The organism is Dactylosporangium roseum, from assembly GCF_025264685.1.
GTDB lineage: Bacteria > Actinomycetota > Actinomycetes > Mycobacteriales > Micromonosporaceae > Dactylosporangium > Dactylosporangium roseum.
On record NZ_CP073721.1, the window covers coordinates 6,820,323 to 6,845,175 of the forward strand.

The window sequence follows — 24,853 nt, forward strand, 5'->3', positions numbered from 1 at the left end:
TCAGCTCAGGTTGGCGGCCATGCGCTCCAGCGTGCGGACCGTGGTCAGGTAGTCCTCGTCCGGCACGCCCGCGGCGACCCGCTGCCGCAGCGTTGCCACCTCGGCCCCGATCCGTTCCCGCGCCGCCGTGCCGGCCTCGGTGAGCCCGTCGGCCGTCATCCAGCCGCGGGCCACGAGATCACCGACCACCTCGGCGTAGGGCCGCTCCCCCGGTCCGAAGAACGGATCCGCGGGGCCCAGCCCGTTGAGCACCTGCCAGTGCCGCCGCCGCAGCCCTTCGGCGGCGAGCACCGCCGCGAACGCGGTCTCGATGCGGCCGTCGAGCTCCTTCAGCCAGTACCCGATAGGCTTCGACACAACAACATCACTCCTGGAATGTAGATAACAAAGATTATGCACATGTCCGAAGGGGAAGCGCTAGCCGCCGTGGAGTCCGCCATGGTCGCGATCCGGCGCCGGCAGACCCGGCGTGCGCTGGCCCGCGGCGGTGGCCTGCCCGACGGCGTCGACCTCGCGGTGTTCGACGTGGTGGACGCCGTCGAGGCGGCCGAGGCGAGCGGCGGGCGGGCGACTGTGACGGACATCGCGGCCGCCCTCGACGTGGCGCAGCCACGGGCGAGCAAGCTGGTCGCGGCCGCCGTCGACGCGGGGCTCGTCCGCCGGGAGGCCGACCAGGGCGACGGCCGGCGGGCCTTCCTGGCGCGCACCGTAACGGGCCGGGAACTGTCCGATCGGGTGCACGCCGCACGCCGGGCCCGGTTCGCCGACGCCACCGCCGGGTGGACCGCCGCCGAGCGCGCGACGTTCGCGCTGCTCCTGACGCGGTTCGTCGACGGGCTCACCGAAACGGCGCCGAACGCGCACTGAGCGTCGATTCTTCAATCCCGGGTGGTGCAGTAATCTTCGCGCCAGGGGTGATGCGGTTGACGGGCGGTGACAGCCAGGGCGGTCATGTCATCGAGCCTGCGCTGTCCGACCTCGCGCGTCACTGGGTGGCCGCCGTCCGCCGGACCAGTTATCTGGACCACGGCGCCGAGGCGTTGCGGCGCCGGTTCGAGGAGCTGACTCGCCGGCTCGCCGGCGCCATGCGCGCCGAGCGGTTCGACCCTCGGATCGGCACGGCAGCCGGGGCCGCGATCGTCGATCTCGGCCTCACCAGTCCCGAGGCCCTGCGCCACTCGATCTCGGTGCTCGCCCGGCTGCCCGCGGTGGTCGACGGCAAGCCCGCCGACACCGACGAGGACCGGTTCGGCGCGCTGCTCGGCGCGTTCGCCGCCGGCTTCGCCGCGGCCAGCCGTCAACGCATCCTGGACGACCAGGAGCGCATCCGCCGTGCCTGGAGCCGCACGCTCACCGACGCCGAGCACAACCTCCAGCGCGAACTGGACCACCAGGCCCACCACGATCCGCTGACCGGGCTGCCCAACCGGGTCCTGCTGTATCGGCACCTCACCGACACGCTCCGCGACGCGCCCGACGGCGCGCGCATCGGGGTGTGCTTCCTCGACCTCGACGAGTTCAAGACCGTCAACGACACGCTCGGCCACGGCTCCGGCGACCGGCTCCTCGTGGCGTTCGCCGACCGGCTGCGGGCCTGCGTCAACGGCGCCGGCCACTTCGTCGCACGGGTCGGCGGTGACGAGTTCGTCGTAGTGGCCGGCGGCACCAGGAGCGCCGAGGACATGATCGGGCTGGCCGAGACGATGCTCGCGGAGCTCAGCAAGCCGGTCCGGCTCGACGGCCAGGAGCTCGCGGTGTCGGCGAGCATCGGCATCGTCGAGCAACCGGCCCGGGGTGCGGACCCGGAGGAGCTGTTGCGCGCCGCCGACGCCACGCTCTACCTCGCGAAGGCCGACGGCCGGGCCCGTTATGCGGTCTTCGACGCCACCCGCAACGCGCAGCAACTGTTGCGGTACGGGCTGACCGGCCGCCTGGCGGGCGCCCTGGAGCGCGGTGAGTTCGAGCTGGTCTACCAGCCGCTGGTATCCCTTGTGGAGGGACGGCTCCGCGGCGCCGAGGCGCTCCTGCGCTGGCGCCATCCCGACCTCGGCACGGTCTCGCCGAACACGTTCATCCCGGTCGCCGAGCAGTCCGGCATGATTCACGCGCTCGGCCGCTGGGTCCTGCGCGAGTCCTGCACGGCGGCTGCCGCCTGGCAGCGCAGCCGTCCCGACACTCCCCTGCTGGTCAGCGTCAACGTCTCCCCGCGCCAGTGCACCGACCCGCGCCTGCTGGAGGACGTCGAGCACGCGCTGACCGACTCCGGGCTGCACCCGGCCAACCTCCAGCTCGAGTTGACCGAGACCGTCCTCATGCAGTCGACCGGCCGGCCGGTGCAGACCCTGCGCAAGATCGCCGACCTGGGTGTGCGCATCGTCATCGACGACTTCGGCATCGGCTACTCCAACCTGGCGTACCTGCGCCACCTCCCCGTCCACGGCCTCAAGCTGGCCGGCGCCTTCATGGCCGGCATCCGCTCCCTGGCGAGCGACCACGTCGACGAGCAGATCGTCGAGACCGTGATCCGCCTGGCCCACACGCTGCGGATGACCGTCACCGCCGAGGGGGTCGAGACCGCCGACCAGGCCGGCCGCCTGGCCGCGCTGGGCTGCGACCTCGGCCAGGGCTGGCATTTCGGCCGCCCGATCGCTCCGGCCGGGATCCCGGCGCTGCGGTGATCCGGCTGTAGCTACGGCATCGAGCGGTTCAGGCGGATCCAGCGGTAACCGTAGGGGCCCAGCTCCAGCGCGCTGAGGTCGCCGACCTCCCGGTACTCCCGGTCGGCGAAGACGTCGTTGGGCTGGCGGCCCTCCGCCGCCAGTTGCCCCAGGTCGACTTCCGCCTCCGCGGTGCCCAGGTTGTGCAGGAACACCATCGTGCCGGTCGGGCCGTCGGCGCGATGCACCAGGACACCCGGCGGCATGGGCTGGTCGATGCAGGTACACGTGCCGTTGCCCACCTCGGGGCTCTCCCGCAGGGTGCGGATCATCCGCTCGAACCACGCCAGCAGCGACCGGTCGTCGTGGCGCTGCGCGGTGACGTTCACCTTCTCGTAGCCGTAGTCGCCGCCGGCGATCACCGGCCGGATCGGTGTGCCGTCGGTGAAGCCGCCGTTGCCGGTGTACGACCACTGCATCGGTGTGCGGATCGCGAAGCGCCCGGGCTGGGAGAGGTCCTCGCCCATGCCGATCTCCTCGCCGTACCGCAGCACCGGCGTGCCGCGCAGCGTGAACTGCAACGAGTAGGCCAGCTCCAGCCGCCGGCGGTCACCGCCGAGCATCGGGGCCAGCCGGCGGCGGATGCCCCGGTCGTACAGCTTCATCGAATCGTCCGGGCCGAACTCGGCGAAGACGTCCCCGCGCTGCTCGGCCGTGAGCCGCGACAGGTCGATCTCGTCGTGGTTGCGCAGGAACGTGGCCCACTGCCCGCCGTCCGGCAGCTTCGGTGTCGTTCGCAACCACTCGACGATCGGCTCGGGGTTCTGCCGCGCCAGCGCCAGCACCAGGCGGCCGTTGAGCATGAAGTCGAAGAGCATGTGGATCCGGTTGCCCGAGCCGCCCGCGTCGCCGAAGTACTCGGGGAGCCGCTCCGGCTCGACGTTGGCCTCGGCGATCAGGACCGCGTCGCCGCGGCGCCATTGGACGTGCTGGCGTAGCTCGGAGAGGTAGGCGAAGTCCATCGGGGCCTCGGCGCGGCCCGGCTCGGTGAGCTCGATGATGAACGGCACCGCGTCCATGCGGAAGCCGGCGACACCGAGCTGGATCCAGAACGCCAGCACCTTCTTGATCTCGGTCCGCACCCGCGGGTTGGCGAAGTTCAGGTCCGGCTGGAAGTCGTAGAAGCGGTGGTAGTACCAGGCGCGGGCCTTCCGGTGGTACGTCCATGTCTCGGACTGCTCGCCCGGGAAGACCATGCCCTGACGCCGGTCGGCGGGCTCGGTGTCACTCCAGATGTACCAGTCGCGGTAGGGCGAGTCCTTGGAGGCGATCGCGGATCGGAACCACGGGTGCTCGTCCGAGGTGTGGTTCACCACAAGATCGATGATCACCTTGATGCCGCGGCCGGCGGCCTCGTGCAGCAACTCCGCGAAATCGCCGAGCGTGCCGAGCCGCGGATCGACGTTGTAGAAGTCGGTGGCGTCGTAGCCGTCGTCCCGGCCGGGCGTCGGATGGATCGGATGCAACCACAGACAGTTGACTCCGAGCCTGGTCAGATAGTCGAGACGACTGATGAGACCTTGAAAGTCACCGATGCCGTCGCCGTCGGAATCCTGGAACGTCTCGACGTCCAGGCAATAGATGACGCTCTCGGTGTACCACCGCTCGCTCATGTGGTTGGGGTAACCCGAATCGGCGTCCGCTCAAACGCCCGCTTGCGTGTGGCATCCCCCGACCGCGAGGATGGCTCTCGGGGGGCTGATGGTCGACTTCGCCGGCGCGTTACGTGACGCCATCCAGGCACGAGGCCTGGGACTGGAGCGCATCCAGGAGCGGTTGCGCGCCGAAGGCTATTCGGTGAGTCTCGCCACGCTCAGCTACTGGCAGACCGGCCGGAGCCGGCCGGAGCGCCGGGAGTCGCTGGCCGCGCTGGCCGAGCTGGAGAAGATCCTCGAGGTGGAGCCGGGCTCGCTGGCCGCGCTGGTCGGACCGCCGCGCCCCCGCGGCCGCCACCTGCACAAAAGCCAGGACACTCACGACCTCGGCGCCTTCTGGACCGAGCGCGACCTCATCGTCGACCTCGCGCAGGGCATCGACACCCGTTGGGACGAGCGGCTGACCCGGCTCAGCCAGCACGACCGGGTCACCGTCGGCCCCGACAAGGGCGAGGTCTCGTTCCTCGTGCGGCAGGTCCTGCGCGCCGAGGCCGACGGGCCGGACCGCTGGGTCCTGATCGTGCGCCTCGACGAGCAGGAGCGCCCATTGCCACTGCTCACGCCCGTGCGCAACTGCCGCCTGGGCCGGGTGGTGGAGCACCCGGAGAGCGGCCTGCTGCTGGCCGAGTTGTTGTTCGACCGGCCGCTCGCCAAGGGCGAGACGGTGATCACCGAACACGCTCTGCACAATTATCCGCCGTTCCCATTGGCGACCAACTATGAGCGCAAGTTCCGGCTGCCCGTCCGAGAATACGTGGTCGAGGTCTGTTTCGACCCCGCGGCGTTACCGCGGGCCGTCTATCAGTTCCAGCAGATGGACGGCCAATCGGAACAGGTGACCACGATCGAGGTCGGCGGCGGCGACTCGGTGCACGCCATCGCCCTCGACTACGGGCCCGGCCGTTACGGCCTACGGTGGGACTGGGAGTAGTACACGCTGGTCACAGCACCTTGGACGGCAGGGAAGAACAGCGGGGCGCCGGTGTGGCCAGCGCCCCGCCTCTGTTCCCGGAAAAAACCGGCGTCACCATCGGAACGGCTGGGATGTCGCCGCGACGGTCAGGGTGGAACGCATGTGCCGCCTCCACAAGGAAGTTCATTCTCCTTGCCGATGAAGTTATTCGGAGGCAGGCCGGCACGGGAAGATCTTCGGCGCCCTTAACAGTTAACGCTCGGCCCTTCGGCCGGATTAACAGTTAAGAGTAAAAGCCGGGCGGTTGCACCCGCCGACTTGTGCGACCGTCCGCGGTGACCGCCGGCGCCGGGCGCCACGGAGTCGACCCGCCGCACCAGCCGAACGGGGAACGCCACCAGCGGCACGCGCCGCGGCGGGCGGAGGTGCGGCGTGTGCCCGCCCGGCGCGACACCGGATCGCGCCGGGGACGGGCGTGTCAGCCGGCCAGGGCGATCGCGATGTTGCCCGCGCCGTAGCCCGAGACCTCGACCTTGAGGTCCAGGCGGCGGCCCAGTGCCAGCAGCCAGTTGACCGCGTCGGCCGGCGGAGTCTCGCCCGGCAGGAACGTCTGGTGCAGTTTCAACCGCGGCGCACCCTCGCGGTTGATCAAGCCGGCCAGGATGTTGCACACCTCGGTGGCGTTCTCGCCGATCATCTTGGAGATTTCATTGTCTTCGATGCATGCCTCCGCCCCGCCCGGCGGGATCAGCCCGATCGCCGCTCCCGCGTACGCGGTGAGCTTGAAGTCCATCCCGATCACGGCGTTCAGGTGCAGGCGCTCGTCGGTGTACAGGGCGACCAGGGTCCGGGGGATGTCGGCCGCGCGGAGCGGATCGGCCGGGCTCACGGTGACCGGCCGGCCGAGGAGGTCGTCAAAAAGATCCTTGACGGCCTTGGGAACGGGCAGAACATGCGACATGGTTCATATCATCCCAAAATAGGGTCGAGTGCGTCGCGGAACGTGTCGGCCGTGAACGGTTTGGTGACCAGGAACAGCGCGCCGGCGTCCTCGGCGGCCTGCCGCATCTCCGGGGTGCCCTCCGACGTCACGAAGCCGAACGGGACCGTGTTGCCGTTGGCGCGCAACATGCGCAGGACCTCGACCCCGGTCATGTGCGGCATGTTCCAGTCCGACAGCACCAGGTCGGGCTTCTCGGAGACCGTCTTGTCGAAGGCCTCCTGCCCGTCGCAGGCCTCCACGAGGTCGTGCCCTTCGTAGCCCGCCTGGCGCAGGGTGCGGGTCACGATCTGCCGCATGACCCGGCTGTCGTCGGCGATGAGAATTTTCATACAGGTGCTCCAGCAAGGTCGGTGGTGCTCTCCAGAACGGTGACGGTGACGGCCTCGTCCATCCAGTTCCCGTCGAGGTGGCACACCTCGGTGACCGCCGGGTACCGCCCGGAGGCCCCCTCGACGTGCACGTGGGGCAGCGACAGGGCGCACGGCTCAGGCAGCAGGCTCTTGACGTTGCCGCCGATGATGTTGGCCAGTTCGCCGAGGGCGTCCGCGACGTCCTCCTCGGTCACCTCGTCGAACTCGATGCCCAGCAGCGCGGCCGCGACGTTGCGGGCGGCCGCGTCGGAGCAGCTCACCAACACGTGGCCGCGCCACGCCCCGGTCACCGAGACCGACGCCGTGACGTCGGCGACATGCTTCTCCGCCGGTGTCGGGACCAGCGGACTCGCCCCGTCGAGGTCGAGATAGGAGGACCAGACCTGCTCGGCGATCACCTGCAGGTCGTCTTCGGTGGGGTTGGTCATGCTGCCACTCCGTTCGGGACGAGGCCAAGCAGAGCAAGCTTGTCGATGATGGCGTCCGGGGTGAAGGGCTTGATCACGTACTCGTGCGCCCCCGAGGCCAGGGCCCGGACGATCTGGCTCTGTTCGCTCTCGGTCGTGACCATCATGAGCGTCATCCCGCGCAGCCGCGGCTCGGCGCGGACGGCCGTGACGAACTCGAGCCCGTTCATCTCGGGCATGTTCCAGTCGACGAGCGCGAGGCCGGGGATCTCGCCACCACCATCGAGAACCTCGGCCTTGAGGTAGTCCATCGCCTCCTGGCCGTTGCCGGCCTCGACCACGTCGAAGCCGAGTTGTGCCACGATTCGCTTCAGGATCAAGCGCATCGCGCGCGAGTCGTCGATCACCATGGTGAGCATCTGGCGTCACCCCTTTCCTACAGCGCTCACTGGAGCGGCGGTCGTCGGCGCCTTGCGCAGCTTGTACGCGGACGTGCGCCCGGCGACCACGCGCTCGAATCTGTCGTCGATCCCGATCGTCGTCTCGGCCGAGCCGAGAAACAGCCAGCCGTCCGGGCGCAGCGTGCCGGCGACGCGCTGCAGTACCGTGCGCTTCGTCTGAACGTCGAAGTAGATCAGTACGTTGCGGATGAACACGATGTCGAACTGGCCCATCGGCGGAAACGGCGCGGCCAGGTTGAGCCGCCGGAAGGACACCCTCTTGCGCAGGGCCGTCGCGACCTGCCAGTGCGCGCCGACGCGCTCGAAGTGCTTGACCAGCAAGGGCGCCGGAAGCCCGCGGTTGACCTCGAGCTGGGTGTAGTGCCCCGCCTCGGCGCGCGTGAGCATCTCGGTGGAGATGTCGGTGCCCAGGATGTCGAAGGACCAGCCGGGCGGGAGATTGTCCTGGAGGACCATGGCGATCGTGTAGGGCTCCTGGCCGCTCGAGCTCGCCGCCGACCACACCTTGATCGAGCGCGTCGCGGCGCGCCGGGACAGCAGATCCGGCAGTACCGTGTCAACCAACTGTTTGAACGGTTCACCGTCGCGGAAGAAGGACGTCTCGTTGGTGGTCAGGGCGTCGACTATCTTGCGGTGGATCTCCGGCTCGGGCCGATGCTGGGCGCGGTTGACGAATTCCGAGACCGTCGGCAGGCCGGACTGGCGGGCCAGCGGCAGCAGCCGGGCCTCGACCAGATACTCCTTGCCGGCCTCCAGCACGATCGCCGCGTCGCGTCGAACAAGGCCGCTGATGAAGGCGAACTCCTGGGCAGTCAAGGTCATCGAGTCACCTCCATGGACTTCGCGCCGCGACCACCTGCGGTACGGCTGATCAGATGGTTCGCGATGTCGCCGAGGGGCAGCACGGCGTGGGCGAGGCCCGCCTGCGCGACCGCTCCCGGCATTCCCCAGACAACCGAGGTCGCCTCGTCCTGCGCCACGATCTCGGCGCCGGCGGAGCGCAACTGCTCCGCCCCGCGCTTGCCGTCCTGCCCCATGCCGGTGAGCACGATGGCCAGGGTCGCGCCGCCGTAGACGCGGCCCACGGAACGGAACAGCACGTCGACGGCGGGCCGGCAGAAGTTCTCCGGCGGTCCGGTGTTGAGCTTGGTGACCACCTCCGCGCCGCGACGGTAGACCTCCAGATGGAAGTCCCCCGGCGCGATGTAGACGGTGCCCGCCTTGACGATCATGTCGCCGGTCGCCTCGACGACGTTCAAGGCGGCGGTACGGTCGAGCCGCTCGGCGAACATCTTGGTGAACACGGGTGGCATGTGCTGGACCACGACGACCGGCACCGGCAGGCTCGCCGGCAACGCGCGCACGACCGTGGTGAGCGCGTCCGGCCCGCCGGTCGAGCAGCCGATCGTGACGACGTCGACGGCGCCGGCGCGAGGCGTCGCACGGATCGGCGGCGCGCCGGGCGCACCGGGCGGCGGCGCCTGCGGTGCGGTGCCGGGTGCGCGGACCGCGCCGGGCAGTGGCGGGACGGCGGGACGGGTCAGCGGCGGCGCCAGGGTCCGGTTGCCGCGCCCGGGACCGGCGGGGGCGCCGGGGCGCGTCGGCGGCGCCAGCACGGCACGGCGGCCGCCGCACAGCGCGTGGATGCGGGGGATGATCTGCTCGCGGACGCTGCGTATCGACTCGGCGACGCTGCCGACGTTGGCCGGCTTGGTGACGTAGTCACTGGCGCCCGCGGCCAGCGCGTCGAGCGTCGCGGTGGCACCGGCGGCGGTGAGCGTGCTGAACATGATGACGGGCAGCCGGGCGTACCGGGCGCGGATCGCGCGCAGCGTCTCGAGGCCGTCCATGATCGGCATCTCGATGTCGAGGGTGACCAGGTCGGGCCGTAGCTGCTCGATCTTCGTCAGGGCGATACGGCCGTTGGGGGCGGTGCTCACGACCCGGATCTCGGGGTCGTCGCTCAGCGCGTCGGTGATCAGACGCCGGACGACGACCGAGTCGTCCACGACCAGAACCGAGATCACGCGCCTTGCCTCCAGCACCGGGGGCCTCCGGTGTTGCGAGGCCCGTCACGTCCAGCGGGCTAATCGGCGCTGTGTTGACGGCGCTGAGGAAATTCCCAAAAGAACCGCCCCTGCCCGGAGCATCCCGGACAGGGGCGGTCTGGCCTTCGACGCCTGGTTCAGCCGGCCAGCGGACCTATCGCGGTGAAGTACGGGTCGAGCAGTCGCCGTGTCGTGGCGGAGTCGAGCAGGTCGCGGACCATGAGCGCCTGGACCGCGCCGCTGAGCAGGTTCCACACGCCGCCGGCGCGGTCGGCGACCGGCACGCCGGACCGGTCGAGCGCCTGCACCAGCAGAAGCTGGGCGGCGGCGCCGGCGCGGACGCGGCCGGACAGGAAGACCGCCCAGGACGCCGAGTGCACCGCGGGCGCCCAGTCGGAGAGGCCGGGACGGGCGCTGTCGGTGACCTTGTTCAGCCGCTGCATCTCGTCGGGCGACAGGGCGCCGACGCGGCTGAGCAGGCGCCGGACGTCGTCCTGCTGCGGGCCGAGGTCATGCCGGCGCTCGGGCAGCGCGCGCTGGGCCGCGGTCCACGGGGCGCTCAGCCGGCGCCGGGACTCGTCGGAGAGCAGTTCGCGCAGGTAGGCAGCGGCGGCGGCGTCGGAGAGCACACCGGTGGCCTTGCTGGCGACGGGGCTTTGCCGCTGCCGCGGGGTGCGCGCCTGGGGCGCCGGCATCGACTGCCGCGCCGGGCGCTTGCCCCACGTCCAGTCGAGCACGTCGTACCGCAGGCAGTGCAGGAGGCCGTCGAGCGTGCCGAGCGGCGCCCGCTCGATGACGGTCAAGGTGCCAGTGTCGGCGACGGCGGCGCGTCGCTCCTGGGCGGCGGCGTCGACGTCCCGCCAGAGGTCAGCCCGGTCCCAGTCGTCATCGGCACGCGCCGACGCGACCGCGTCGAGATCACTCTGAGTGAGCATCAGGCCATGCAACAGCACATCGGCCGCGGCCGATCCGCCCTGCAGACGGGAGAGGTCGAAGCCGAGAACGGGGGCGCTAACCAGGCTGTACATGGCAACTAGTCTGCAACGAAGCTGCACCCCGGTCTGTCCACCGAAAGGGTCGGGGGCAACGCCGGGCAGTAGCCCTGCGTCACCCCCGGAGTGTAACCCGACCGGCGGCTCAGATCTTGAACCGCGCGACGAGCGACCGCATCTCGGCCGACATCCGAGACAATTCCGAGGCAGCGCGTTGCGCTTCAGTCACGTTGCGTGACGTTGCCTGCGCCGCCGACGCGACGTTCGAGACGTTGGCGGCGATCTCCGCGGACCCGGTCGCGGCCTCGCTGACGCTGCGGTTCATCTCGTTTGTCGTCGCGGTCTGCTCCTCCACCGCCGAGGCGATGGTGAGCTGGTAGTCGTTGATCCGGGCGATGATCTCGCCGATCTCGCCGATCGCGCCGACCGCGCCCGTGGTGTCGGCCTGGATCGCCTCGACCCGCCGGGAGATGTCCTCGGTGGCGCGGGCGGTCTCCTGCGCCAGCTCCTTGACCTCGTTGGCGACGACGGCGAAGCCCTTGCCGGCCTCGCCCGCCCGGGCCGCCTCGATGGTGGCGTTGAGCGCGAGGAGGTTGGTCTGCTCGGCGATCGAGGTGATCACCTTGACCACGTTGCCGATCTCGGTCGACGACTCACCGAGACGGCTCACCGCCTGGTTGGTCGACTCGGCCGCGATGACGGCCTGCGACGCGACCTTCGCCGCCTCGCTCGCGTTCTGCGCGATCTCCCGGATGGAGGCACCCATCTCGTCGGTGCCGGCGGCCACCGTCTGCACGTTGCGCGACACCTCCTCGGCCGCGGCCGCGACGACGTTCGCCTGGTCGCTGGCCTCGCCGGTGCCGGACGCGATCTGGGCACTGATCCCGGTGAGCTGGCTCGCCGAGGATGCGAGCGAGGACGCGGTCTGGTCCATCGTCTGCACGGTCGTACGCATGCTCTCGGTGGCCTTGTTGAGCGTCTGGGCCATCACGCCGACCTCGTCCGTGGACCGTACGTCGACGCACTGGCTCAGGTCGCCCTCGGACACGGCGCCGAGCACGTCGGCGACCCGCCGCAGCGGCGCGACGACCAGCGACGTCACCCACAGGCCGATGCCGAACGCGGCGAGCAGCCCGACGGCGGCCGCCAGGATCATGAGGTTCCGGCTGGTCCTGTAGTCGTTCTCGGCGGTGGCGCGCCACTGCTCGGCCTCGGCGACCTCCGCGTCCTGCAGCCGTCCGATCGCATCGTTGGCCTTCTGCATCAGCGGCTGGCCCTTGGCCGTCATGATCTGGACGTACTGGTCGACCCGGCCGGCTTCGATGACCGGATTCGCCTCGGTGTCGCGCACCGTCCGGTAGCCCTGGACCGATTCCTCGATCAGCTTGAGGTCGCCGCCCCGACCCGCCGGCGCGCCGTCGCGGTACCGGCTGATCGCGTCGGCCAGGGCGGCGTCCGCGGCCCTCTGCTGGTTCTCGTTCAGCGCGCCGAGAATGTCCGCGATGCCCTGCCGCATGTCCGCCAGCGCCACGAACTGCTTGTTCTTGGTCGTGAAGTGCCGCATCCGGTCGTTGGCGCCGCTCAGCGAGTTGAGCCCGAGGACCGTGACGAGGACGGTGACGACAGCGGCGAGCAGGACGGCGGCGAGCAGCTTGATCCGGATGCTCCGGTTGGTGAGCCAGCCCATCAGTTCTCCTCGCGGGTGGCGCTGAACGGGTTGGTGTTGACGGCCTTGTTCGTGTCCAGCGCCAGCATCAGCCGGCCGTCGAGCTTGAACGTGCCGGTGATGAGCTGCCGGCTCGGGCCGGTCAGCGTGTCCGGCGGCGGCTCGAACGTGTCGTCCTGGAGCGTGACCACCTCGCCGATCCGATCGACCAGCAGCGACACCGACTCCTCGTCGGTCTTGACGATGACGTTCATCGCCGGCTCCGAGCTCTTCGTCCGCGGCGGCAGGCCGAGCTGCACGCGCAGGTCGACCGCGGCGATCACCTGGCCCCGCAGGTTGAAGAGTCCCCCGACGGACTCGGGCGCCAGCGGTACGGGCGTGTACTGGTCGAAGGAGAGGACCTCCTGGACCTTGGCGACGTCGAGGCCGAACAGTTGGTCGGCGACCTCGAAGGTGGCGTATTGACGGCTGGCCATGCTCAGGCTCCGGCTGGCTGGTAGGTGGTGAAGGCGTCGGTGCCGCTCTGGTACGGCTCGTGCTGCTCGTACGGATCGATCGAGGTGTGGAACATCGGGTCGGCGGCGAGAATGGCCCGGCGGACGTCGAGCAGTTCCGTGACGCGCTGCTGGATGACGGCCGAGCCGAGCAGTCCGTCGTCGCCGAAGTCGCGGCGGGAGTCGTCCAGGCCCTCCTCGACGATGTCGAGGATCTTCTCGACGGCGAGGGCGACCGATCGGCCGTTCTCGGTGTAGACGACCACCGGCACCGTCGGGCCGGGCTCCGTCTCGTAGGCGCCCAGCAGGTGCGCGAGGCGCAGCACGGGCAGGATCTGGTCGCGGTACTGCACGACCTCCCGGCTGCCGGTCCGCTCGATGCGCTCGACCGGGAACTCCTCGAGCCGGGTGACCATGTCCAGCGGGATGGCCACGCGGCGGTCGCCGACACCGGCGATGAGCAGCCGGTCGGCGTTGTCGCGGCGGCGGCGCACCGTGGTGTCCGCCTCGACGCGCTCCCCACCGGCGGCCAGGTGGGCCCGCCGAGCGAGCGACGCGACGTCGAGGATGAGCGCGACCCGCCCGTCGCCGAGCAGGGTGGCGCCGGCGTAGACGCCGATGTCCTTGAACCGCGAGGTGAGCGGCTTGACCACGACCTCCTCGGTGTTGAGGACGCGGTCGACGACGAGGCCGAACCGCTTGCCCTCGGCCTGGAGGACGGCGACGTAGACGTCGGTGTCGTGCTCGCCGTCGCGAGCCAGACCGAGCATGTCGTCGAGGTACACCAGCGGCAGCAGCTTGCCGCGCAGGCGGTAGACCGGCGCACCCATCGCGTGCTCGACCACCCGGCCGGACTGACCGTCCAGGTAGACCAGCTCGTGCACGGCGACCTGCGGGATGACGTACCGCTCCCGCCCGCACTCGATCGTGAGCGCCTGGATGATGGCGAGCGTCAGCGGAATGGTCAGCCGCCAGGTGGTGCCCTGGCCGACGACGGAGTCGACGTCGACGGCGCCGCCGATGCGCTCGATGTTGGTCTTCACCACGTCCATGCCGACGCCGCGGCCCGAGACGTTGGTGACCGCCTTGGCGGTGGAGAAGCCGGGCCGGAACACCAGACCGAGGATCTCGCGCCGGTCCATCGTCGCGAGGTGGTCGCGGGAGACCAGGCCCTTCTCGACGGCGATCCGGGCGATCTTGTCCGGGTCGATGCCGGAGCCGTCGTCGCGGACCTCGACGATGACGTGACCGCCCTCGTGGTAGGCGCGCAGGGTCAGCGTGCCCTCGGCCGGCTTGCCGGCGGCGACGCGCTCCTCCGGGGTCTCGATGCCGTGGTCGACCGCGTTGCGCACGAGGTGGGTCAGCGGGTCCTTCACCGCCTCCAGCAGCGACCGGTCGAGTTCGGTCTCCTTGCCCTCCTGAGCGAGGCGGATCTGCTTGCCGAAGGTCGACGACAGGTCGCGGACGACCCGGGGCAGCTTCGACCAGAGGTGGTCGATGGCCTGCATCCGGGTCTTCATCACCGATTCCTGCAGTTCGGAGGTGATGAGGTTGAGCCGCTGGCCGGTGCGGGTCATGCTCGGGTCGGCGACCGAACCGATGGCCCGCACGAGCTGGTTGCGGGTGAGCACGAGTTCTCCGACGAGGTTCATGAGCTTGTCGAGCAGGTCGACGTCGACGCGGATCGACTGGTCGGCGACGCTGCGCCGGGTGGCACCGTCCTCGCCCGGCTCGGCGCCCGGCCCGCCGGACGGTTTCGGCGCGGCCGCGGCCGGCTTCGGAGCAGCGGGCGGGGCCGGCGGGGCGGCGGGCGCGGCGGCAGGGGCGGCGGGCGCGGAGGCGGCAGGGGCGGCGGGCACGGCAGACCCAGCAGGGCCGGCGGGCGCGGCAGGAGCGGCAGGTGCCGCGGTGGTGGCGGGCTGGGCCGGGGTGGCACCGGCCGGCGGACCGGCGGGCACGGCGGCGGCCTCGATGATCACCGGCTGGATCACGACGGGCTCGACGACAACCGCCTCGACAACATGCTCGACAACATGCTCGACAACATGCTCGGTGACCGGTCCGGCAGTGGCCGGCGCTGAGGCCGGAGGCGCGGCAGAGGAGGCAGCGGCAGCAGGAGCGGCAGGCACGGCCGCGGCGGCGGGCTTCGCCTCGTCGGTGATGCAGGCGTTGACGGCGGCCACGACCTCGGAGTCGTCGCCCTCGAGTTCCCGCCCGTGCTCCTCGATCTCCGACAGCAGCCCGCGCACGGTGTCGACCATGCGCAGCAGCGCGTCGGTGGTCGCCGGGGTCATTCCCTGGGCGCCGTCGCGGAGCCGGGACAGCAGCGACTCCCCGACGTGCGTTACCTTCTCGAGCCGGTTGAAGGCCAGGAACCCCGAGGTGCCCTTGATGGTGTGGATCGTCCGGAAGATCGACGACAGCAGCTCGCGGGAGCCCGGCTGGGCCTCCAGCGCGACCAGGTCCCGGTCCAGTTGGTCGAGGTTCTCGTGGGACTCCACGAGGAACTCCTGAACAATGTCACCCAACTCGCTCACGGCCAGGCGCTCCTTTCGACCCCACCGGGGACACACGCACGCATCGGGACGGACCCACCGGGACAATCGGCACCACGACGGTCCGGTGAAGGAGATTTGTTGCACTTCGGCGAGCAAAAGGTGACGCTGTGTTATCAGCGCGGCGTCGACAGCTCTACCGGGCGGGGGCCGTCGTGCGGGTCGCGGCGCACGAGCGTCGCCTGGCGGATCAGCCGGCGGTCCGTGCTGAGCTTCGGCTCGCAGGTCACGAGCGTGAGCAGCGGGTTTGCGCCGGGCGGCGGCGGCCCGAGCACCTCGTGCCGCTCGGGGCCCACGACGCTCGCGTCCATCACGCGGTAGACGAACCAGGCGTCGCCGGTCTCGAGCAGCACCGGCGCGCCGATCCGCAGCCGGTCCAGGTCCCAGAACACGCCCGGGTACCGGTGGCCCGCGATGCCGGTGTTTCCGGTCGTACCGATCGGTGCCGTGCCGGGAATGTAGCCGGGGCCGAGGAGCAGGTGGGCGTCGTCGACCCCGTCGACCACAACGAGCGCGAGGCCGAGTGTCGGCAGGTGCAGCCGTGCGACCGGGACCGCCGGCGCCGACGGTGTCGCGGCCGGGCGCGCGCCGCCGGCGAAGGGCATCGCCGCCGCCTGCCGGGACCGGGCGGACGGCGTCGCCCCACCGGCCGCCCACTGCTCGTCCAGCACGCCGGTGAGCCGCTCCTGGGCGCTGTGCACCTCACGGACGCGACTCCACCAGTTCCAGGCCGTCGTCCCGCCCAGCGCCACCCCCGAAGCGACCATGAGCACGGCGGCCACGAGGAGCAGGCGCGTCGTGCGATCTGCACGCCGTACACCCATAAATACCACTATAGAGTTTCAAATGCGGGCATATGGGCGCTCCGGCGGGACGCGCAGTCGAGCGCCTGGCCGAGCGGTTCCGGGACCCACCACCATGCCGCCGCGGGTCAGCGGCGACCCAGAGCCGGAAGCCGCGGGAGCTGGGAAGGCGCGCGAGCACCGAAATGCTGATCCGCCATGCACCCCGTCGCGCAACCCGGCTGCACCGCCCGTAGCGGTTCATGGGAGTGTGCGGATCTGGCTCTGGTTCCTGGCGTTCGCCTCGGTGGCGTCGATCGTCGCCGCGGTGCGTTTCCCGATCGGCGAGGGCGTTTACTGGGTTACGGTGCAACTCGTGTGCGTCGCCGCCGGCGTCGCCGGGCTGCGCCGCCACCGGCTCGCGCCGAGCGCCGCGTGGTGGCTGCTGCTGGCGGCCGTCGCCGTCTCGGCGGCCAGCACCGTCGGCCGTACCCTGTTCCCCGGCGGGCCGGACGCGATCCAGAGCGGATACCTGCTGGCCTACCCGCTCACCGCGGCCGGGCTGTGGCTGATCGCGCACCGCCTGCGCCCGTGGTCCTCCACCCGGCTCCTCGACGCGACCATCGTCGCGATCGGCAGTGCCCAGGTGACGTGGGCGTTCGTCCTGTACCCGCTGCTGCACCGCGCCGGGCTGGACCAGCTTGCCACGGCCGGGATCGCCCTGCTCGCCGTCTGTGAACTGCTGGTCGTGGCGCTGTTGCTGCGGCTCGGATCCGCGCTGCGGCCCGGCGTGGCCGCGTTCCTGCTGCTCGGCTCGATCTCCGCGATGGTGCTCACCGACGCGACGTGCGTCGTCATGTACGTGCTGGGCCGCGGCGCCGCCGTGATCAGCTCCGTCACCTCGATCGGCTGGCTCGTCTGGAGCTTCCTGCTCGCCGCCGCGATGCTGCACCCGGACCTGCGCCGGGCCGGTGAGCGGCCCCGCCCCGCCCCGGCCGAGAGCGGCACGCCGATCGCCGGCTTCGTCGGCCTGGCCCTGCTCGGCCCTGCCGTGCTCGTCGCGAACCTGGTCCTGCGCCCGGGTGCGGACTCCTGGCGGCACGCGCTGGTCCAGGCGATCCTCACCGGCGCGCTGATGGTGGCGCTGGTGCTGCGTCTCGGCCGGGCGCTCACGGAGCGCATGAGCCTGCAGCGGGAGCTCGCCTTCCGCGCCCAGCACGACGTCCTGACCGGCCTGGCCAACCGGGAACTCTTCCGCAAGAGCCTCCAGGCCCGGGTCGACGCGCCCGGCGAGCTGGGCCTGCTCGTCATCGACCTCGACGGGTTCAAGGACGTCAACGACACGCTCGGCCATCCGGCCGGCGACGAACTGCTGCTGGAGGCGACCGCGCGGCTACGGTCGGCGGCCTCCCCGGGCGACCTGATCGCCCGGCTCGGCGGTGACGAGTTCGCGGTGGTCTGCGCGCCCGATGCGATCGACGGGCTCGCCGCGCGGGCCGTGCTGGAGCTTGCCCGGCCGTACGAGGTCGCGGGCCGCGAGCTGCGGCTGACCGCGAGCATCGGAGCGTACGCGGGTCGCCCGGCCACGACCGGCGAGGCGGCGCAGAACGCGGACATCGCGCTGTACGCGGCGAAGGAGGCGGGCCGGAACCGGTTTGTGCGGTACCACCAGGCGCTGCGTGCGGCCCACGTCGCGCACACGGTGCTCGCCGACCAGCTACGCGCCGCCGTCGACGGCGGTGGCGGCTTCGCCGTGCACTACCAGCCGGTGGTCGACGTGGAGACGGCCCGCGTCAAGGCGGTCGAGGCGCTGCTGCGGTTCACGGCGCTGGACGGCACCCCGGTCTCGCCGGCGACGTTCGTGCCGGTCGCCGAGGAGATCGGGCTGATCAGCCGGATCGGCTCGTGGGTGCTGGAGCAGGCGTGCGCGGACGCCCGTGCGTGGCACGAGGAGCACGGCATCTCGGTGACCGTCAACGTCTCCGGCCGCCAGTTGCGCGACCCGAAGTTCGCCGACGAGGTCCTCGCCACCCTGAAGCGGACCGGCCTCCCGGGCCCCGCGCTGGTACTGGAGATCACCGAGACGGTGCTCGTGACGGCCTCGCTGCAGGAGACGGCCGAGGTGAGCCGCCGGCTGGCCCGCCTGCGCGCCTTCGGCATCCGCATCGCGATCGACGACTTCGGGACGGGGTACTCGTCGCTCGCCTATCTGCGGACGCTGCCGATCGACGTGCTGAAGATCGACCGGTCGTTTGTCTCCCGGATCGAGGAACGCCAGGAAAAGGCGCTCTTCCGCGCGGTGGTCGAGCTGGCGCGGAGCATGTACCTCCAGCCGATCGCCGAGGGCGTCGAGACGACGGGCCAGGCCTCCGTGCTGCGCGAGCTGGAGTGCGGCCTCGCCCAGGGCTTCCTGTTCGCCCGGCCGATGCCGGCGGCGACGCTGTCGTCGGTGCTGACCTCCGGCCTGGTCAGGCAGTACACCTAGCGCCTCAGGTCCGGCCGTCGCGGTCCTGCGCGGTCCGGAGCGTGGACGAGTGGGGCACCCAGTCGGCGAGCCGCACGGGATGGCCGAGCTTGCGCAGCTTCGCCACCACGTCGGGGTCGTCGTCGACGACGATCTCGATCGTCGACTCCCGCGCCATCCGGGCCAGTTGGCCGGCCTTGAACTCGCGGGCCGGGCGGCGGTCCCCGGCCGGGCGCATGAACAGCAGCTCGCCGGGCAGCTCGTACCGGTGCAGCCAATCCGTGGTGACCTGGCGCAGGTGCTCCGGGCGGCCGGTCAGCCAGACGAGGATGTGCTCCCGCGCGTATCGCCGGGCAAGCTCGATCCCTTCCTCCAGCACCGGGTCGCGGCCGGCCGCGGCGAAGAACCGCGCCCAGTCCTTGGGGCGGCGGTCGAGGTGGCGGAGCCGGTGCCGGACGTCGGCCACGACCCCGTCGATGTCGAAGACGGCCAGCGACGGGTCCATCCGGCCATTCTGCCGAAGTCACCCCAACCACCACCCCAGACGCACCGGCAACGGTGGTGGCCGACGGGCCGCCATCACCCCGACTTCGTCGCCCATTCCAGAGTTTTCGCAGGTCAGCCCGGAGTAGGCTTCGCACCGAAACGCGGCGCCGCGGCAGAGCGACGACGGGGACGGTGCTGGTGTCGCCGGCCTCACCGCGCGAGTGAAGGGGGTGTCCGCTTGATGCGGATCGATGTGTCCGGCCTCCGGGCCGCCCGAGTGGAAAGCTCCCGAGTGGAAAGCTCCCGAGTGGAAGGCTACGCCCATGTGGCCGCCTGAACACGAGCGCTTCGCGGACCGGACGGCCGCCGGCCGTTTGCTGGGCACCGTGGTCGCGGCTCACCTGCGGCAGTTCCCGGCCACCGTTACCGCGCAGACGCCACTGGTGCTCGCCCTGCCGCGCGGCGGGGTCCCGGTCGGATACGCGGTGGCCGAGGCCATCGGCGCCGACTTCGACCTGGTCATCTCGCGCAAGATCGGCCTGCCGTGGCAGGCGGACCACGGGGTCGGGGCGATCGCCGAGAACGGCCCACCGGTCTTCGACCGCAGCGAACTCGCCTGCGTCGGGCTCACCGTGAGCGACATGACCCCCGCGGTCCAGCGCGAGCGTGCCGAGTTGCGCCGGCGCCAGGAGCGCTACCGCGGGACCCGGCCGGCTCCCGACGTGACCGGACGGGTGGTGGTGATCGTCGACGACGGCCTGGCCACCGGGGTGACCGCCCGGGCGGCGGCGCGGGCACTACGGGCGGGCAAGCCGGCCCACCTCGTGTTCGCCGCGCCGGTGTGCGCGGCAGAGTCGGTCGACCTCCTCACCTCCGACGTGGACGCGGTGCTCGACATCCACAGCCCCCGTGAGTTCCACGCGCTCGGGCTCTACTACACCAATTTCGCCCCGCTCACCGACGCGCACGTGGCGGAGATCTGCTCGCTCGCGTGGAGCACGGACAAGGTACCCGCGCCGGTGTAGCCACCAGAAGAATCGCGCTCTGCCCGCCCCTGGTGTTTATAACGCCGCGGGCGGGTAGAGCATCACCCCATGAGGGCGGGAGATCTGCGAGCCAGCGTCGAACGGCGGGGTGACGCCACCGTCGTGCGCCTCGGCGGCGTGCTGGACGTCGATACCTGCCCTTCGCTGCGCTCGGCCGTCATCGCGTGTCTCGCGGCCGAACCCTCGGTGATCGTGCTGGACGTCGCCGACCTGCGCCACCGCGACGATGTGGCGTTGACGGTACTGCCCGCCCTCGCCCAGCACGCCGCCGCGTGGCCCGGCAGCGCCGTCACACTGGCCGCCGCTCCCCCGTCGCTCGCCTCGGCCCTCGACCGCATGGCGGTCGCGCGCTTGGTGCCGCTCTTCCCCACCACCGACGCGGCGCTCGCCCACCGGCCGGACTCCTCGGCGCCGCACCGCCTCCGGGCCACCCTGCAGCCGATGGTCGACGCAACCGCCGCGGCCCGGCACCTGGTCGGCCGCGCGTGCCGGCTGTGGGGGGTCAGCCGGATCGGCGACCTCGCCGAACTGGTCGTCACCGAGCTGGTCAGCAACGTCGTGCGCCACGCCCGGACCGAGATGGAGGTCTGCGTGGGGCTGCGCCGGCGACTGCTGCACATCTCCGTGCGCGACCACAGTTCCGCGCTGCCGCGGCCCGGCGCCACGAACGACTCCCTGCGCGAGGACGGTCGCGGCCTGCTCGTCATCAGTGCGTTGACCGCCGCGTGGGGCTATACGCCCGTGCCCGACGGCAAAGTCGTCTGGGCAACGCTGCGAATTTGACGGAAAAACCTCACCCGCCAGGTCACCCCTTCGCGTGGAAATCGGCGACTTCGCCGTGCGTACAGTGATGCGGAAAGCAAATCCGCCCACGTCCAAGACCGCACGCTCAACCGCGAATCGCCTTGCCCCGCAACGCGATGGGATAGGGGGGAGTCTCCACCATGGAGACAATGCCCATAGAAAAGAACCGATTTGATTCGGTACTTTCACTGGAGATCTGGCGCAATGGCGACGACGAAGTTCTACGCCCGTCCGGAATCCTCGACTACGCGGCAAGCCTCGATCTGCGCGTTGCGCTGTTCGAGCGTCTCGACGCCGGGCAGATGCGCCTGACCGTCGACCTCTCCCGCCTCCGCCTCCTCGACTGCGCCGCCGCCGACACGCTGCTGCGCGCCCAGCTCGAGGCCCAGGAACGCGGCGGTGCCCTGCACGCACCCGGCGCCACCGACCTCGTGCTCGACGTCCTCGAGATCATCGGGGCGGCGAAGCAACTCCGCGCGTACGACGACCCGCCGGCCGGGTCCCCGCCCGTCGAGGAGACCGACGGCGAGGAGACCGAGCCGCCGAGCCAGTGGACCACGGTCAACGAGCTGCTGCGCCAGGCGGCGGCGATGGACCGGAACGACCCGCGGCGCAACGCGTTACGGGAACGGGCGATCGAGCACAGCCTGCCGCTCGCCGACCGGCTCGCCCGCCGGTTCCACGGGATGGGTGAGTCACCGGCCGACCTCAGCCAGGTCGCCGCGCTCGGGCTCATGAAGGCGATCGACGGCTTCGACCCGGACTACGGCACCGACTTCGGCGGCTACGCGACGCCCACGATCGTGGGTGAGCTGAAGCGGTACTTCCGGGACAAAGGCTGGGGCGTGCACGTCCCCCGCCGGCTCCAGGAGCTGCGGATCGAGATCAACCGGGTCCGCGACACGCTCGGCCAGCGCCTGGGCCGGTCACCGACGCCGCGCGACGTGGCGGACCATCTCGGGGTCGACGAGGACCAGATCCTCGAGGCCCTGGTCGCGTCTTCGGCGTACCGGCCGGTCTCGCTCTTCGCGCCGCTCGGCGGGGACGACGACGCCGGCACGCTCGCCGACGTCCTTGGCGACGACGACCGGGACATCGACGGGGTGGAGTTCCGTCAAGCCATCAAACCGCTCATCGCCCGCCTGCCAGAGCGCGAACGGCGCATCCTCTCGCTGCGCTTCTACGGCAACCGCACCCAGGCGCAGATCGCCGCTGACCTGGGAATCTCCCAGATGCACGTGTCCCGGCTGCTCAGCCGGACGCTCGACGGTCTGCGGAGGGCATTGCTGGACGGTTGAAACGGTTGAGATCAGCCGCGCTCGGGTAGTAAGCCCTCCGGTGCGGGCGCCGATGCTGTTGCCTGCGCGGCTGAAGGGGGAGATGTGACTGACCTCCACACGGTGGAGATCGCCGCGGTGCTGCGACAGCTCACCGCACGCCTCATCGCCAGCGACGACCTCGACGAGGCGCTCGAGGATCTCGTCGACACCGCGGCCGATCTCGTGGAGGGCGCGTCATGGTGCGCGGTGACGCTGGTACGGGCGGGCGGGCCGTCGACCGCCGCGGCGTCGTCCGAGTTGCCCGAGGAGCTTCTCGACAGCCAGTACCACAGCGGCACCGGACCCTCGATGGAGGCGATCCGCGCCAGGGATCTCATCCTGAGCGACGATCTCACCGTCGACACCCGCTGGCCGGAGTGGCGTGAGCGGGCCCTCGCGGCCGGTGTGCGGGGTGTGCTGACCGTGCCGGTCGACATCGACGAGCAGGTGGTCGGCGCGCTCACGGTGTATTCGGCCGAGTCGGGCCGGTTCACCGCGGACGTCGGGCTGACCGCGGTGCTGGTCGCCGAACACGCCGGGCTGCTGCTGGCCGCCGTCCTCGACCGCGGCCGCCAGGCCGGGCTGCACGCGGCGCTGGCCGAGGCCCTGGCCGACGGCGAGACCGTGAACCGGGCCATCGGCATCATGATGGTCCAGCGGGGCTGCTCGGCCGAGGCCGCGCTCGACGGCCTGCAACGCACAGCCAGCCGGCTGGACCTGCCGCTGTCGACGGTGGCGCAGCGCCTGGTCGAGACCGTGGAGCGCCGCGCCACCGTGTGAGCGCCCTAGACCGTCAGCGTCCAGCTATCGAGGCGGCCGGCGGCACCCTTGTACGAGTCGCGGACCCGCAGCTTCCACGCGCCGTTCTTCTGGCGGCTCGACATGTTCACGGTGTAGACGGCGTCGAGGTTGGCCGCCTTGTCCTTCTTGCTGGCACCCTTGAGCCGCTTCACCGAGCCGTTCGGCGCGATCAGTTCGACCACCAGGTCGCCGCGCTTGGGGTGCACGACGTGGACCTCGACGCGGGTCGCCCGCGACGCCTTGCCGGGGCAGCCGCTGACGACCACGGGGCTGGTGCCCTGGCCGCGGTCGCGCACGACGACGTCGGCGTCGTTACGCTTCACGTTGCAGGGCAAGACCACCGGGGCCGGGGTGGTCACGGGCGCGGCGACCGGGGCGGTGACGACGACCGGGACGGGCGTGCCGACGGTGACGAGGAGCCGGTTCGGCGAGCCGGCACCGGGGTTGGTGACGGCGTTCTGCACGGCGTTGGTGACGAGGGCGTCACGCACGGCGGCCGGGGTGGCCGCCGGGTTGGCCGAGAGGTAGAGGGCCGCGGCCCCGGCGACGTGCGGCGTGGCCATGGAGGTGCCGCTCATGACCGTGGTGCCGGCGTCCGAGGCGCGGCTCGCACTGGTGATCGCCACGCCCGGCGCGAAGATGTCCACGCACGCGCCGTAGTTCGAGAACGAGGCCCGGGTGTCGTTGGCGTCGACGGCGCCGACCGTGATCGCCTCGGCGGTACGGGCGGGAGACACCGTGCAGGCGTCCTGGTTCTCGTTGCCGGCGGCGACGGCGTAGGTGACCCCGGTGGCGACGGAGTTGCGGACGGCCTGGTCGAGCACGCCGCTGGCGCCGCCGCCGAGGCTCATGTTGACCACGGCGGGCTTCTGCGCGTTGGCCGTGACCCAGTCGATACCGGCGATGATGCCGGAGTAGCTGCCGGAGCCCTGGCAGTCCAGCACGCGCACGCCGACGAGCTGGACGCCCTTCGCGACGCCGTAGGTCGTGCCGCCGATCGTCCCGGCGACGTGGGTGCCGTGGCCGTGGCAGTCGCTCGCGTCGGTGTCGTTGTCGACGAAGTCGTAGCCGGACCGGGCCCGCCCGCCGAACTCGCTGTGCGTCATCCGGATCCCGGTGTCGAGCACGTAGGCGGTGACGTTCGAGGCGGCGGTGGGGTACGTGTACGTTCCGCTGAGGGGCAGGCCGGCCTGGTCGATGCGGTCCAGCCCCCACGGGGCCGAATACTGCGTGTCCGCGAGTTTCACGGTCTTGTCCTGCTGGACGTAGGCTACGAGGGGGTTGGCGGCGAGGCGCTTGGCGGCCCTTTCCGAAAGCTGGGCCGAGAAGCCGTTGAGGGTCTTGCTGAACGACCGCCGCACCTTGCCCCCCACCTTGCCGGCGAGCACACTGGCGTCGGCGTGGGCGGAGTCCTTGAGCACGACGATGTAACGATCGCGGATGACCCCGTCCTCGTTCGCCCCGACGATCCGCCCTTCAGCGGGCGCCGCGACAGCGGCCGCCGAGACCGCAGCCAGCCCGCCGACCGCAACACTGGCGACGATGGCGGCACGCAGGAATACTCGCATCGGGCAGACCCTTCCAACCGGACGACATCGGCAGCCCCAATGCTGAAAACCGCAGGGTGCTGCCCCCGTAGGCGTTCAGTTGCCGCAAGGTTGCGCCCGCGTCCTTCCCCGCCCGCACCCGCGACCCGCCGAGTCCCGGCCCAGCGGCGGAGAACACCGAGAAGCCCCACAGCCCCGTCGGGCACACCACGCCCCGCGAGGCAACACCGTTCCCACCGCCCTCTGGCCACACCCGCTTACCCCGACTCCCAGCTCCCAGCCCCGACTCCCAGCCCCTGGCCCCCGACTCCCGGCTCCCAGC

The 24,853-nt window shown here is 71.1% G+C and carries 23 protein-coding genes; 8 read left to right on the forward strand and 15 right to left on the reverse strand.

Going from position 1 to position 24,853, the window contains the following annotated elements; all coding sequences use genetic code 11:
• A complete protein-coding gene (locus tag Drose_RS31930) occupies positions 1-357 on the reverse strand; it encodes a hypothetical protein (RefSeq protein ID WP_260724981.1) in 357 nt (118 codons plus the stop codon).
• 42 nt (positions 358-399) lie between these two features.
• Between Drose_RS31930 and Drose_RS31935 the strand changes: the two genes are divergently transcribed.
• Both Drose_RS31935 and Drose_RS31940 read left to right on the forward strand, forming a co-directional pair.
• Positions 400-867, forward strand: coding sequence for a MarR family winged helix-turn-helix transcriptional regulator (locus Drose_RS31935; RefSeq protein WP_260724982.1), 468 nt, complete (start codon positions 400-402; stop codon positions 865-867).
• A 218-nt stretch (positions 868-1,085) separates the two neighbouring features.
• Positions 1,086-2,678 carry a putative bifunctional diguanylate cyclase/phosphodiesterase gene (locus tag Drose_RS31940; RefSeq protein WP_390891463.1) on the forward strand — a complete coding sequence of 531 codons (1,593 nt, stop codon included), beginning with the start codon at positions 1,086-1,088 and terminating at the stop codon, positions 2,676-2,678.
• Positions 2,679-2,689: 11 nt separating this feature from the next.
• Here the strand turns inward: Drose_RS31940 and Drose_RS31945 are convergent, their stop codons facing one another.
• The gene (locus Drose_RS31945; RefSeq protein WP_260724984.1) at positions 2,690-4,330 is read right to left on the reverse strand and encodes an alpha-amylase family protein; all 1,641 of its coding nucleotides are present in this window, start codon (positions 4,328-4,330) and stop codon (positions 2,690-2,692) included.
• Positions 4,331-4,418: 88 nt separating this feature from the next.
• Between Drose_RS31945 and Drose_RS31950 the strand changes: the two genes are divergently transcribed.
• Positions 4,419-5,303, forward strand: coding sequence for a helix-turn-helix domain-containing protein (locus Drose_RS31950; RefSeq protein ID WP_260724985.1), 885 nt, complete (start codon positions 4,419-4,421; stop codon positions 5,301-5,303).
• A 460-nt stretch (positions 5,304-5,763) separates the two neighbouring features.
• On the opposite strand, the gene Drose_RS31955 is transcribed toward Drose_RS31950, so the two are convergent.
• From Drose_RS31955 to Drose_RS32005, 11 genes are all read right to left on the reverse strand, one after another.
• Positions 5,764-6,246, reverse strand: a complete 483-nt coding sequence (locus tag Drose_RS31955) for a hypothetical protein (RefSeq protein WP_260724986.1) — start codon at positions 6,244-6,246, stop codon at positions 5,764-5,766.
• An 8-nt stretch (positions 6,247-6,254) separates the two neighbouring features.
• A complete protein-coding gene (locus Drose_RS31960; protein ID WP_260724987.1) occupies positions 6,255-6,617 on the reverse strand; it encodes a response regulator in 363 nt (120 codons plus the stop codon).
• Positions 6,614-7,087 carry a chemotaxis protein CheX gene (locus Drose_RS31965; RefSeq protein ID WP_260724988.1) on the reverse strand — a complete coding sequence of 158 codons (474 nt, stop codon included), beginning with the start codon at positions 7,085-7,087 and terminating at the stop codon, positions 6,614-6,616. Before Drose_RS31965 ends, Drose_RS31960 begins: the two co-directional genes overlap by 4 nt.
• Complete coding sequence (locus Drose_RS31970; RefSeq protein WP_260724989.1) at positions 7,084-7,485, reverse strand: response regulator; 402 nt, start codon at positions 7,483-7,485, stop codon at positions 7,084-7,086. The genes Drose_RS31965 and Drose_RS31970 overlap by 4 nt, the downstream gene beginning before the upstream one ends.
• Positions 7,486-7,491: 6 nt before the next feature.
• Complete coding sequence (locus Drose_RS31975) at positions 7,492-8,349, reverse strand: CheR family methyltransferase (protein WP_260724990.1); 858 nt, start codon at positions 8,347-8,349, stop codon at positions 7,492-7,494.
• A complete protein-coding gene (gene cheB / locus Drose_RS31980; RefSeq protein ID WP_260724991.1) occupies positions 8,346-9,554 on the reverse strand; it encodes a chemotaxis-specific protein-glutamate methyltransferase CheB in 1,209 nt (402 codons plus the stop codon). The genes Drose_RS31975 and cheB overlap by 4 nt, the downstream gene beginning before the upstream one ends.
• A gap of 158 nt (positions 9,555-9,712) precedes the next feature.
• Positions 9,713-10,603, reverse strand: coding sequence for a hypothetical protein (locus Drose_RS31985; protein ID WP_260724992.1), 891 nt, complete (start codon positions 10,601-10,603; stop codon positions 9,713-9,715).
• Positions 10,604-10,712: 109 nt separating this feature from the next.
• Positions 10,713-12,254: a methyl-accepting chemotaxis protein gene (locus Drose_RS31990; RefSeq protein WP_260724993.1), complete on the reverse strand. Its 1,542-nt coding sequence runs from the start codon at positions 12,252-12,254 to the stop codon at positions 10,713-10,715.
• The gene (locus tag Drose_RS31995; RefSeq protein ID WP_260724994.1) at positions 12,254-12,709 is read right to left on the reverse strand and encodes a chemotaxis protein CheW; all 456 of its coding nucleotides are present in this window, start codon (positions 12,707-12,709) and stop codon (positions 12,254-12,256) included. Before Drose_RS31995 ends, Drose_RS31990 begins: the two co-directional genes overlap by 1 nt.
• Before the next feature lie 2 nt (positions 12,710-12,711).
• Positions 12,712-15,264 carry a chemotaxis protein CheW gene (locus Drose_RS32000; protein WP_260724995.1) on the reverse strand — a complete coding sequence of 851 codons (2,553 nt, stop codon included), beginning with the start codon at positions 15,262-15,264 and terminating at the stop codon, positions 12,712-12,714.
• Positions 15,265-15,398: 134 nt separating this feature from the next.
• Positions 15,399-16,106, reverse strand: coding sequence for a sortase (locus Drose_RS32005; protein WP_260724996.1), 708 nt, complete (start codon positions 16,104-16,106; stop codon positions 15,399-15,401).
• Positions 16,107-16,335: 229 nt separating this feature from the next.
• Between Drose_RS32005 and Drose_RS32010 the strand changes: the two genes are divergently transcribed.
• Positions 16,336-18,549 (forward strand): putative bifunctional diguanylate cyclase/phosphodiesterase, encoded by a 2,214-nt coding sequence (locus Drose_RS32010; RefSeq protein WP_260724997.1) that lies wholly within the window; start codon positions 16,336-16,338, stop codon positions 18,547-18,549.
• A 4-nt stretch (positions 18,550-18,553) separates the two neighbouring features.
• Here the strand turns inward: Drose_RS32010 and Drose_RS32015 are convergent, their stop codons facing one another.
• Entirely contained in the window at positions 18,554-19,033 is a 480-nt protein-coding gene (locus Drose_RS32015; protein WP_260724998.1) for a phosphatase domain-containing protein, read from the reverse strand.
• A gap of 304 nt (positions 19,034-19,337) precedes the next feature.
• Between Drose_RS32015 and Drose_RS32020 the strand changes: the two genes are divergently transcribed.
• The 4 genes from Drose_RS32020 to Drose_RS32035 all read left to right on the forward strand — a co-directional run bounded on the left by Drose_RS32020 (position 19,338) and on the right by Drose_RS32035 (position 22,963).
• Complete coding sequence (locus Drose_RS32020) at positions 19,338-20,039, forward strand: phosphoribosyltransferase (protein ID WP_260724999.1); 702 nt, start codon at positions 19,338-19,340, stop codon at positions 20,037-20,039.
• 69 nt (positions 20,040-20,108) lie between these two features.
• A complete protein-coding gene (locus tag Drose_RS32025; RefSeq protein WP_260725000.1) occupies positions 20,109-20,843 on the forward strand; it encodes an ATP-binding protein in 735 nt (244 codons plus the stop codon).
• Between the two features lie 170 nt (positions 20,844-21,013).
• A complete protein-coding gene (locus tag Drose_RS32030; protein WP_260725001.1) occupies positions 21,014-22,162 on the forward strand; it encodes a SigB/SigF/SigG family RNA polymerase sigma factor in 1,149 nt (382 codons plus the stop codon).
• An 84-nt stretch (positions 22,163-22,246) separates the two neighbouring features.
• Positions 22,247-22,963: a GAF and ANTAR domain-containing protein gene (locus Drose_RS32035; RefSeq protein WP_259859333.1), complete on the forward strand. Its 717-nt coding sequence runs from the start codon at positions 22,247-22,249 to the stop codon at positions 22,961-22,963.
• Between the two features lie 5 nt (positions 22,964-22,968).
• Here Drose_RS32035 and Drose_RS32040 read toward each other — a convergent pair whose 3' ends face one another.
• Positions 22,969-24,552 carry a S8 family peptidase gene (locus tag Drose_RS32040; RefSeq protein WP_260725002.1) on the reverse strand — a complete coding sequence of 528 codons (1,584 nt, stop codon included), beginning with the start codon at positions 24,550-24,552 and terminating at the stop codon, positions 22,969-22,971.
• Positions 24,553-24,853: the final 301 nt, after the last annotated feature.

What these genes read in the sequence shown, in the direction of transcription:
- Drose_RS31990 (WP_260724993.1), bottom strand. Translation starts at nt 12,254, where the DNA reads ATGGGCTGGCTCACCAACCGGAGCATCCGGATCAAGCTGCTCGCCGCC.
- Drose_RS31960 (WP_260724987.1), bottom strand. Translation starts at nt 6,617, where the DNA reads ATGAAAATTCTCATCGCCGACGACAGCCGGGTCATGCGGCAGATCGTG.
- Drose_RS32015 (WP_260724998.1), bottom strand. Translation starts at nt 19,033, where the DNA reads ATGGACCCGTCGCTGGCCGTCTTCGACATCGACGGGGTCGTGGCCGAC.
- Drose_RS32005 (WP_260724996.1), bottom strand. Translation starts at nt 16,106, where the DNA reads ATGGGTGTACGGCGTGCAGATCGCACGACGCGCCTGCTCCTCGTGGCC.
- Drose_RS31955 (WP_260724986.1), bottom strand. Translation starts at nt 6,246, where the DNA reads ATGTCGCATGTTCTGCCCGTTCCCAAGGCCGTCAAGGATCTTTTTGAC.
- Drose_RS31985 (WP_260724992.1), bottom strand. Translation starts at nt 10,603, where the DNA reads ATGTACAGCCTGGTTAGCGCCCCCGTTCTCGGCTTCGACCTCTCCCGT.
- Drose_RS31995 (WP_260724994.1), bottom strand. Translation starts at nt 12,709, where the DNA reads ATGGCCAGCCGTCAATACGCCACCTTCGAGGTCGCCGACCAACTGTTC.
- Drose_RS31975 (WP_260724990.1), bottom strand. Translation starts at nt 8,349, where the DNA reads ATGACCTTGACTGCCCAGGAGTTCGCCTTCATCAGCGGCCTTGTTCGA.
- Drose_RS31970 (WP_260724989.1), bottom strand. Translation starts at nt 7,485, where the DNA reads ATGCTCACCATGGTGATCGACGACTCGCGCGCGATGCGCTTGATCCTG.
- Drose_RS31940 (WP_390891463.1), top strand. Translation starts at nt 1,086, where the DNA reads ATGCGCGCCGAGCGGTTCGACCCTCGGATCGGCACGGCAGCCGGGGCC.
- Drose_RS32025 (WP_260725000.1), top strand. Translation starts at nt 20,109, where the DNA reads ATGAGGGCGGGAGATCTGCGAGCCAGCGTCGAACGGCGGGGTGACGCC.
- Drose_RS31950 (WP_260724985.1), top strand. Translation starts at nt 4,419, where the DNA reads ATGGTCGACTTCGCCGGCGCGTTACGTGACGCCATCCAGGCACGAGGC.
- Drose_RS32020 (WP_260724999.1), top strand. Translation starts at nt 19,338, where the DNA reads ATGTGGCCGCCTGAACACGAGCGCTTCGCGGACCGGACGGCCGCCGGC.
- Drose_RS31965 (WP_260724988.1), bottom strand. Translation starts at nt 7,087, where the DNA reads ATGACCAACCCCACCGAAGACGACCTGCAGGTGATCGCCGAGCAGGTC.
- Drose_RS31945 (WP_260724984.1), bottom strand. Translation starts at nt 4,330, where the DNA reads ATGAGCGAGCGGTGGTACACCGAGAGCGTCATCTATTGCCTGGACGTC.
- Drose_RS31935 (WP_260724982.1), top strand. Translation starts at nt 400, where the DNA reads ATGTCCGAAGGGGAAGCGCTAGCCGCCGTGGAGTCCGCCATGGTCGCG.
- Drose_RS32040 (WP_260725002.1), bottom strand. Translation starts at nt 24,552, where the DNA reads ATGCGAGTATTCCTGCGTGCCGCCATCGTCGCCAGTGTTGCGGTCGGC.
- Drose_RS32030 (WP_260725001.1), top strand. Translation starts at nt 21,014, where the DNA reads ATGCCCATAGAAAAGAACCGATTTGATTCGGTACTTTCACTGGAGATC.